This window comes from Microcystis aeruginosa LEGE 91341, from assembly GCF_015206885.1.
GTDB lineage: Bacteria > Cyanobacteriota > Cyanobacteriia > Cyanobacteriales > Microcystaceae > Microcystis > Microcystis aeruginosa_H.
In genome coordinates, this window is the sequence record NZ_JADEXY010000168.1 from 1 (window position 1) to 8073 (window position 8073).

At 40.1% G+C, this 8073-nt stretch carries 6 protein-coding genes and 1 pseudogene; 4 read left to right on the forward strand and 3 right to left on the reverse strand.

Annotated elements, in window-relative coordinates; genetic code table 11:
- Nucleotides 1-126: 126 nt before the first annotated feature.
- A pseudogene (locus tag IQ234_RS18690) lies at nt 127-1749 on the forward strand (EF-hand domain-containing protein); the annotation flags it as partial.
- A 92-nt stretch (nt 1750-1841) separates the two neighbouring features.
- On the opposite strand, the gene IQ234_RS21405 reads toward IQ234_RS18690, so the two are convergent.
- From IQ234_RS21405 to IQ234_RS18705, 3 genes are all read right to left on the reverse strand, one after another.
- A complete protein-coding gene (locus IQ234_RS21405; RefSeq protein WP_228008620.1) occupies nt 1842-2120 on the reverse strand; it encodes a Uma2 family endonuclease in 279 nt (92 codons plus the stop codon).
- Nucleotides 2121-2205: 85 nt separating this feature from the next.
- A complete protein-coding gene (locus tag IQ234_RS18700) occupies nt 2206-3366 on the reverse strand; it encodes a DNA-methyltransferase (RefSeq protein WP_193958180.1) in 1161 nt (386 codons plus the stop codon).
- A gap of 84 nt (nt 3367-3450) precedes the next feature.
- On the reverse strand, nt 3451-4722 hold the full coding sequence (locus tag IQ234_RS18705; RefSeq protein WP_193958181.1) for a dihydroorotase: 1272 nt from the start codon (nt 4720-4722) through the stop codon (nt 3451-3453).
- A 182-nt stretch (nt 4723-4904) separates the two neighbouring features.
- Between IQ234_RS18705 and IQ234_RS18710 the strand changes: the two genes are divergently transcribed.
- The 3 genes from IQ234_RS18710 (at nt 4905) to IQ234_RS18720 (ending at nt 7985) form a co-directional block, all read left to right on the forward strand.
- Entirely contained in the window at nt 4905-6173 is a 1269-nt protein-coding gene (locus IQ234_RS18710; RefSeq protein ID WP_193958182.1) for a DNA methyltransferase, read from the forward strand.
- Between the two features lie 320 nt (nt 6174-6493).
- Nucleotides 6494-7225 (forward strand): Uma2 family endonuclease, encoded by a 732-nt coding sequence (locus IQ234_RS18715; RefSeq protein WP_193958183.1) that lies wholly within the window; start codon nt 6494-6496, stop codon nt 7223-7225.
- A 28-nt stretch (nt 7226-7253) separates the two neighbouring features.
- Entirely contained in the window at nt 7254-7985 is a 732-nt protein-coding gene (locus IQ234_RS18720; RefSeq protein ID WP_193958184.1) for a carbonic anhydrase, read from the forward strand.
- Nucleotides 7986-8073: the final 88 nt, after the last annotated feature.

Genomic DNA, 8073 nt, shown 5'->3' on the forward strand with positions numbered 1-8073 from the left:
CAGGATATACTCCACAAAAGCGTTTAAACTCTTCTGGATTCAAATTTTTTACTTTTTCGTAAGTCATTGTTTTTCTGAGTGTTTTACTTTATTTTACATAATCAGTTCCTATTTTTGCAGGAGGTCTACTGGTATGGGGGCAAATCTTGGTGTAACTATTTCTGTCCCATGAGTCCAGTTGAAAGGATTTATGGTGAACCGAGGGGTTTGCTGAATAGTACCGCTCACGAAGACAGTCGCAGTGGGATTACTCAATCTATGTGTCGTATTGTCCGAGAAGATGGTAGCGAACAAAGTGCCTGTGTTGCCTGTCAGAGTCCCTGTATCGATATCGATGCGGAAAGAGCCTATTGGGACGGGATTACTCAAAGCGATCGCCAATGGCTTTATTACGGTTATTTTGGCTTAGTTTTTGGCTATTTTATCTATTATTACTTTTATGCTGGCAATTGGGACTATTATTTCTCTGGAGCTTGGGCGCACGACGAAAATCAGCTAGAATCTCTCTTTAAACCGGGTTTTTATCTTGGGGGTAATCAGATTCCGATTCCGAAGTTGGTAGCTGTCCCCTTAACTTTGGCAATTTGCACTTTTTTGGGTTATTTTCTCGGTAAAAAAGTTGAAAATGCCTATAAAGTCTATAGAATTCGCCAAAAGTCCCCCTTACCGACCGAAATTATCCGTCATCGAGTCTTTACTTTCGGAACTTTTCTGATTTTCAATTTCTTCTTTATTTTCGGTGGTCGTCCTTTTATTAATCTTTTGCCAAAATTTTGGCATTATTTCGCTAGTATTTTAGCGGCTGTTTTGAGTAGTTTATGGTTATATCGCACTTGGATAAGGGATCCGAGTCGTTACCAACGGGAAGGACTCGCAGGAAAATTGCGTAAACAGTTGCGTAAACTGGATCTCGATACGGCTAAATACCTCGATCAGCGATCACTAGAAACTTTGCACGCGGATGAGGTGTATGTGTTGGCCAAGATACTGCCAGATTTCAGCCACCAGAAGTGTTTAAAAGCCTATAAAGCCGTGTTAAAAGAGGCTTTGGAGGAGGGATATACTGACTTTGGCCACAGCCTCGAAATCCTGCAACAAATGCGCTTAGAGTTGACGATTACTGAGGCAGAACATCAGGCGATTTTAACAGAGTTGGGTGTGGAATCGGCCGAACTTCTCGATCCAGAAAAGCAGTATAGTCGCGAGGATTGGTTACGTTTGCAGAGTTATCGCGATGCTTTGTTAGAAAGTTTGTTGGTGACATGGAAAAAAGACCCTGATCACAAGGTGGGATCGGAATTGCTGGAAGTGTTAACCGGTAAGAGTTCCAGGGATGCGATCGAGCATTTATTGACGGAATTGCCGGCCGCAGAAACCGAAACTGTCGAGTCTTTGCGTCGCCAGTACAGAATTACTGGTCAGGAGGAGGAAACGATTCTCCATCGTCCTCTGGCCCATCAATTATGGCAAAATATCGCCCGCGCTTTTCAGGTCTTCGATCGTCTATCTTTTAGTAGTCAGAGCGATCGTGAGCAACAGGAGAGGATTTTATTGGAAAGATTTCAGCTATTCGATAGTGATGGTTCGGGACAAATTAGCCTTGAGGAGTTAAAAGCTTGTCTTCAGGCGATCGAACCGGGGGTGACAGACAAGGAAATCGAAGCTATGTTACAGCAGGCCGATACTGGTCGCGATAATCAGATTAGTTTTCAGGAATTTCGCAACCTACTCCACCAATTCCATAAATAAACTGTCTGCAACTATTGCGTCGGTCATGAATTCCAAGACATTAGGATTCTGATCCCAAATTAAATTGTATTCAGTGCAAATAGAGAATCAAGTTAGCTGTCACCTTGATGGTGGGAGCTTTTTCTTTTTTTAGCCAATACAGCGCTTCTGTTCCCTCCTGAAAGGTTACGGTTAATTAGTTGGGCTGAAAGATTACTTGTGATGATAACATGGGCTTTACTTGCCCCAGCCATTGCTAAGATTTGCCCTCGTATATATCCAGGTTTAATGGGACTAATTTTCTCTATTTCTAGATAGTCTTTGGGAGTAATACTAAATCCAGTTATTAAAAACTGATTATTTATTCCCTTTTGCCTTTTGCCTCTCCTCATAACTAGCCTGTACTCAACGGATTTAGTATAAAATAAGCGTGACTTTTACTGACTGTCATGGTGTTTATCTTGCTTATTGTTAGTTTTATAACGGACAATTAAGCCAAATAATTGAGTCTAAATCAGTCGGATTACCTTCAGTAATTAGCTTTCGTATCAGTTCAATATAATTAAAATTACTCTCGAATAAAACAAAACGTCTATCTAAAGAAGCGGCCGCTAGTCCCACGGTTCCTGAACCAGCAAAGGGATCTAAAACCACATCACCTTTAAAAGAGTAATAATTAATCACTTTTTCTGCCAATTCTACAGGAAAAGCGGCGGGATGTTTTGAGTTAGTGACTGGGTTAATTTTCCAGACATTAGTGCGTTCATAACCATCGGCAATTTTTGAGGCTTTTACTACTTCTTGATCGGGATGATTACGAATATGCCAATCGATGAGTAAATCCGTGTGTTTACGATAGACTAAAACGTATTCAGTCACCGGCACAGTTTTGTATTGGAGAGGATTGCGATCGGCTGCAAATCTGCGTCCCCTACCCGTTGCCCACCCTGCTCCCTCTGGTTTTAGCCAAATAATATCATCAATAAAGTCGTAACCTTCCTCAATAAAAATTCGATGCAAATCAAAGGGAACAGCAATACGTTTAGAAGCTTGATTACGCGAAGCACGACGCAACAGCACGGGAGAAATATTAATGACGAAAAAACGTCCTTCACTCAAAACTCGATGGCATTTTCTGATCACCTGTCGCAGCTTCAATAGATAGCTTTCGTATTCTTCAAATTCCGAATATTCCGGACGAGCATTAAAATAGGGTGGTGAGGTAAAGATTAAATCAACACTTTCTGCGGGCATTTCCTCCAAAAGTTCGCTACAATCACCAAATCCTATGGTATTTCTCAGAGAGGAAAGCTTATATTCTTTTTTGGTTTTCTTGCGGTTTTCTAATTTAGATTCATCCTGTTTTAACAGACGCGCGATAATAATTTCAGCCTGGGTTGTTTTATCGGCTAAAATTTCGGTGGTGTAGGCATCGATCACCACTTCCCCAACGGTTTTTTTCTGTTCATTACATAAAGGAACTCGCCAAATATGATATCTGTCATCCACTTCTGGTAAACCTAATTTAATCGCATTAACTAAATTTATTTCCCGCAACCAATTAAGGACAATTTCTTTAGCTTCTGCCACCGTGCGAAGCAGATAACCGCGCTTTTCCGATACCAGTTCTTTTTCCATGACATTACTCTAGTTCTCTCTAGAATTCTAGCTGATCATTATCCAAAAAACTAGGAGAGTCTCAAGATAGAAATTGGCCACCCTTTAAAAATTCCACATTTCTAACACTTTTCCCGTAATTGTTTGATTTAACCAGAAAGTATTATGACTGAGGGAGTGAAGATTATTTGCCGTTACTTTCCAGCTTGCTTGGGGATGAAAAAGAATTGCTTCTGCGCGATTGCCGGGGGTAAGAGATGCCGGTTTTTGTTGTAAACAATGACAGGGATTGAGACTAAGCGCTTGCCACAATTGTAAAGCTGATAACTGCCCGGTTATTACTAATTTTTCCCATAGTAGGGGTAAAGCTAATTCTAACCCGATCGCGCCGGGGGGTGCTTCTGCAAAAGAGACGGTTTTTTCTTCGTAGGTATAAGGACGATGATCGATCGCGATTGCATCAATAATTCCCTCTTTAATTGCCGCAATTAACGCCTTGCGATCGCTTTCGTTGCCCAAGGGTGGAGCGAGGTGTAAACTGGGATGGTAGCTGGCGATCGATCCTGTATTTAAGAGGAGATGCAACCACGTCACACTAGCGGTTATCGGCAATCCCCGCATTTTTGCCTCGCGAATTAATTCCACTCCTCGACGGGTAGAAATTCGCATTAGGTGAACAGGTGTATTAATTTCGCCGACGATTTCTAAAATTGTGGCTAAAGCAGTGGTTTCGGAAATAGCAGGATCTCCGGGTAAACCGAAGCGAATCGAAGTTTCTCCCTCACGCATGACTCCATTACCCTTTAATTGCTGATTTACGGGGGAAAGGGCGATATTTTGACCGAAGGGTTTTAGGTATTCCAATAAGTGCCGCAACAGTCCTAAATCTTCTAGACCGCGATTATCGGTAAAACCCACCGCTACAGGCATTAAATCAGCTAATTCCGTCATTTTTTGTCCTTGCCTTCCTAGGGTGAGACTTGCCCAAAAATGCAGACGAGTCGATTTTGAGTCAAAAAACCCTTGACTTTTTTGCTGTAATGTGCTAATAAGTGCGGGGTGATCGAGAGGGGGGAGAGTATTGGGGAGAATTGCCACCCGGGTGCAGCCTCCGGTCGTGGCCGCTTTGAGCAAAGATGCGAGGGTTTCTCTGTCCTCGTGGCCGGGTTCCCCGGAATGACTGTAGAGATCGACTAATCCGGGAGCAAAAATACAGTTTTGACCAGAAATATAGTTACTATTTTCTCTTGGGGGAAGCTGAGATTCGATCGCTTTAATTACCCCCTCCTCAATCCAGACATCGGCAATGCGATCGGTTTGTGTCAGGGGGTCAAGGACTCTAACCTGTTCTATAATTGTCGAGGATTGGCTATTCACGCAGACTAATTAAAACGTCATTTTTTCCTTTGGCAGTATATCACGTTAAGTAAAAAGTAAAAAGCAAAAAATCTGAGTTGTCGGTTAGGTTAGGGGACGATAAGTTAGAATATTGATCAGCTACGGTTTTAATCTTTATTTTAATTGGCTGGCCTACTCTAGGGAGAATTGATAGCCGAATTATGCAGTTAGACCTTTTCGATTCTAATAATTTAGAAGAAATTAATCAGGGAACCCCGCGATTAGTTTCTTTTCGAGATTTAGTACCAGAAATCACCAGCACCAGTTATCTAACCCACAGCATCTATTATTATCCTGCCAAATTTATTCCCCAAGTGGTGAGATTTTGTCTTGATAACTACACTAAAAAGGATGATTGGATTATCGATCCTTTTGCTGGTTCGGGTACGGTGGGTTTAGAGGCGAAACTTTGTCAAAGAAATGCAGTTTTAACTGATCTTAATTATCTTTTAAACCATATTATTCCGATTAAGATTACAGAACACCAAGAACCATTAAGTTACTCAGAGTTAGATAAAAAAATCTTAGAAGTTTTTGCCAGTCAGGATAAATTTATCCCTCAGTGGTCAAATTTAAACTATTGGTATCCAGAGGAGATTTTAGCAGTTTTACAGAAACTTTGGGCCGGTCAAAAAAGTCTAGAACCTGATTTGTATTCCCAGATTATTCAATCGGTTTTAGTTAAAGTTAGTAAACAGTTTTCCTATGCAGAACATACTAAACCAAAATTATTTCAATCAAAATACAAAAAATCAGATATACAAGAACTATTACAAAGAGATTGGCAAGAGGAATTAAAACGAACGATTAAAGAGATGAGTTTTGAAACTTTAACCAGCGTCAATCAATATATTACCGTAACTTGGCATAATTATAATCAAGTGCTTTTTTATGGAGGAGTAGATAGTGCCACTTTTGAGATCGAGCAAAAGCTAGAGTTAGATTGTTTAATTAGTTCACCCCCCTATCTGCAAGCACAGGAATATATCAGAACAGCAAAACTAGATTTATATTGGTTAGGATATACAGAAAAAGAAGTGCAAAAAATCTCTAAGCTAGAAATTCCCTACCGACAGGCTACCAGATTAATCGAAACCGAAACCTTAAATCAAGTGAGAGAGAGTTTAGAAAAAGAGAATTTACATAAAATTCTTGATTCCTATTTTTGTCATACTATCAACGCTTTAGAAAATGCCACCAGAAAATTAAAACAAGCTGGGAAAGCTTGCATTTTTGTGGGTAATCCGAAAGTGGATGGAGTGGAAGTAGAAACTTGGCGAATATTACAGGAATATTTTCAGGAAAATGGCTTTATTTTTAATACCGTCTTTGAGGATAGAATTAAAACCAGACAATTATTCAAATCTCGCAAGAATAAAAATCCTGATGGCATGAAATCCGAATATTTACTAATTTTAGAGAAAAGGTAGGGCTCTTCTCGACTTTGTGTGATAATTTTTGCTTATGAAATCGTGAAATGTTTACTGGGAAAGACTTTTAGAACTATTTTGTTAAATAAACTATCAGTATAGACCTCGTTTCCACACAGAAACCAGAAGAACCAAGGTAGGTCTAGTTTAATCAAATCGAATACAAAAAATATCAACAACTTCCCAGAGATAGCACTGATTCGCAAGGTTAAAACATCGATAAATCTACAGTGAAATAGCTAAAGACTGAGGACTGATTGCTAACTGCTATAACAAATTTAGTTTATAATTAATTATCAACCTATCTCTGTTGAAAAACCATGACTATCGCTCAAAGCTTACCCCTAGTCGAGTCTCATGTAAACCCTGAGATAATCTTCCCAGAAGGCCAATTTTGGAGTGATGAACCCCCGTTGGAAAGTAACCTACATCTACAACAAATTATTTTATTAATTCAGTGTTTAGAATGGTGGTGGCGCGAGCGAGAAGATTATTTTGCCGCCGGCAATTTAACCATTTATTACAGTCCCAACCAGAAAAAGTCAGAATTCTTTCGTGGTCCTGATTTTTTCGTAGTTTTGGGGACAAATCCCAATCCTAACCGCAGAAGTTGGGTAGTTTGGCAAGAAGAGGGCAAATATCCCAATTTAATTGTGGAAATTCTCTCCGATAGTACCGCCAAAGTTGACCGAGAGGAGAAAAAACAAATTTATCAAGATATATTTCGCACTCCCGATTATTTTTGGTTTGACCCAGAAAGCCTAGAATTTGCAGGATTTACCCTAATTAGCGGTCAATATCAACCGATTACCCCCAACGCTCAGGGATGGCTCTGGAGTCAACAATTAGGCTTATATTTGGGTTTATCTGCCAATAAATTGCGCTATTTTACCCCCGAAGGGGAATTAGTACCCACTCCCGCAGAAGCGGCACAACAGGCAGAAAATCGGGCTGTAGAAGCAGAAAATCAAGTCCAACAGGAAAGGCAGAAATCCGCAAAATTAGCGGCTAAACTGCGGGAATTGGGCATAAATCCCCAAGAAAATTTCTGATTATCTGATAATTGCTAGATTTAATCCCATGTATAGACGAGAATTACTGCAATTTATAGGCTCTCAGGCTCTTTTTGGGGCTATTAATCCAGAATTTACTTGGAATTATCAAAATATTGACTATTGGGGCGAATTATCAACGAATTATCGCCTCTGCACCACGGGAAAGCAGCAAACACCGATCGATCTGAGTATAGTGACTGAAAAAGAGCTATACCAACCCACCTTTAATTATCGTCCTGTACCCCTAAAAATTCGCCATAACAGTCATACAATCTTGGTTCAGACCGAAAAAGGTGGAAATATGAGTTTTCACGGTGAAAAATGGGATTTGTTGCAGTTCCATTTTCATCATCCCAGCGAACATCAGATTAAAGGTCAGTCTTTCCCTCTAGAAATTCATTTAGTGCATCGAAATAGGAAGGGAAATTTAGCAGTTGTGGGTATCTTAGCCGAAATTGGCGCAAATAATCCCTATTTACAAACCATTTGGGATTATTTGCCCCAAGAACCTTCTCCTGAAATGATTATCCCCGATACTTGGGTCAATGCTGGGCTTTTACTGCCAGAAAATAGCGGTTTCTATGAATATCGGGGGTCTTTGTCCACTCCTCCCTGTAGCGAGGATGTTCTCTGGTTAGTCTGGCAAAATGCGATCAAAATTTCTCCCCAACAACTGCAACAATTGGCTGCGATTTTTCCCCGTAATGCCAGGAATATTAGACCTCCTGCAAAAATAGGAACTGATTATGTAAAATAAAGTAAAACACTCAGAAAAACAATGACTTACGAAAAAGTAAAAAATTTGAATCCAGAAGAGTTTAAACGCTTTTGTGGAGTATATCCTG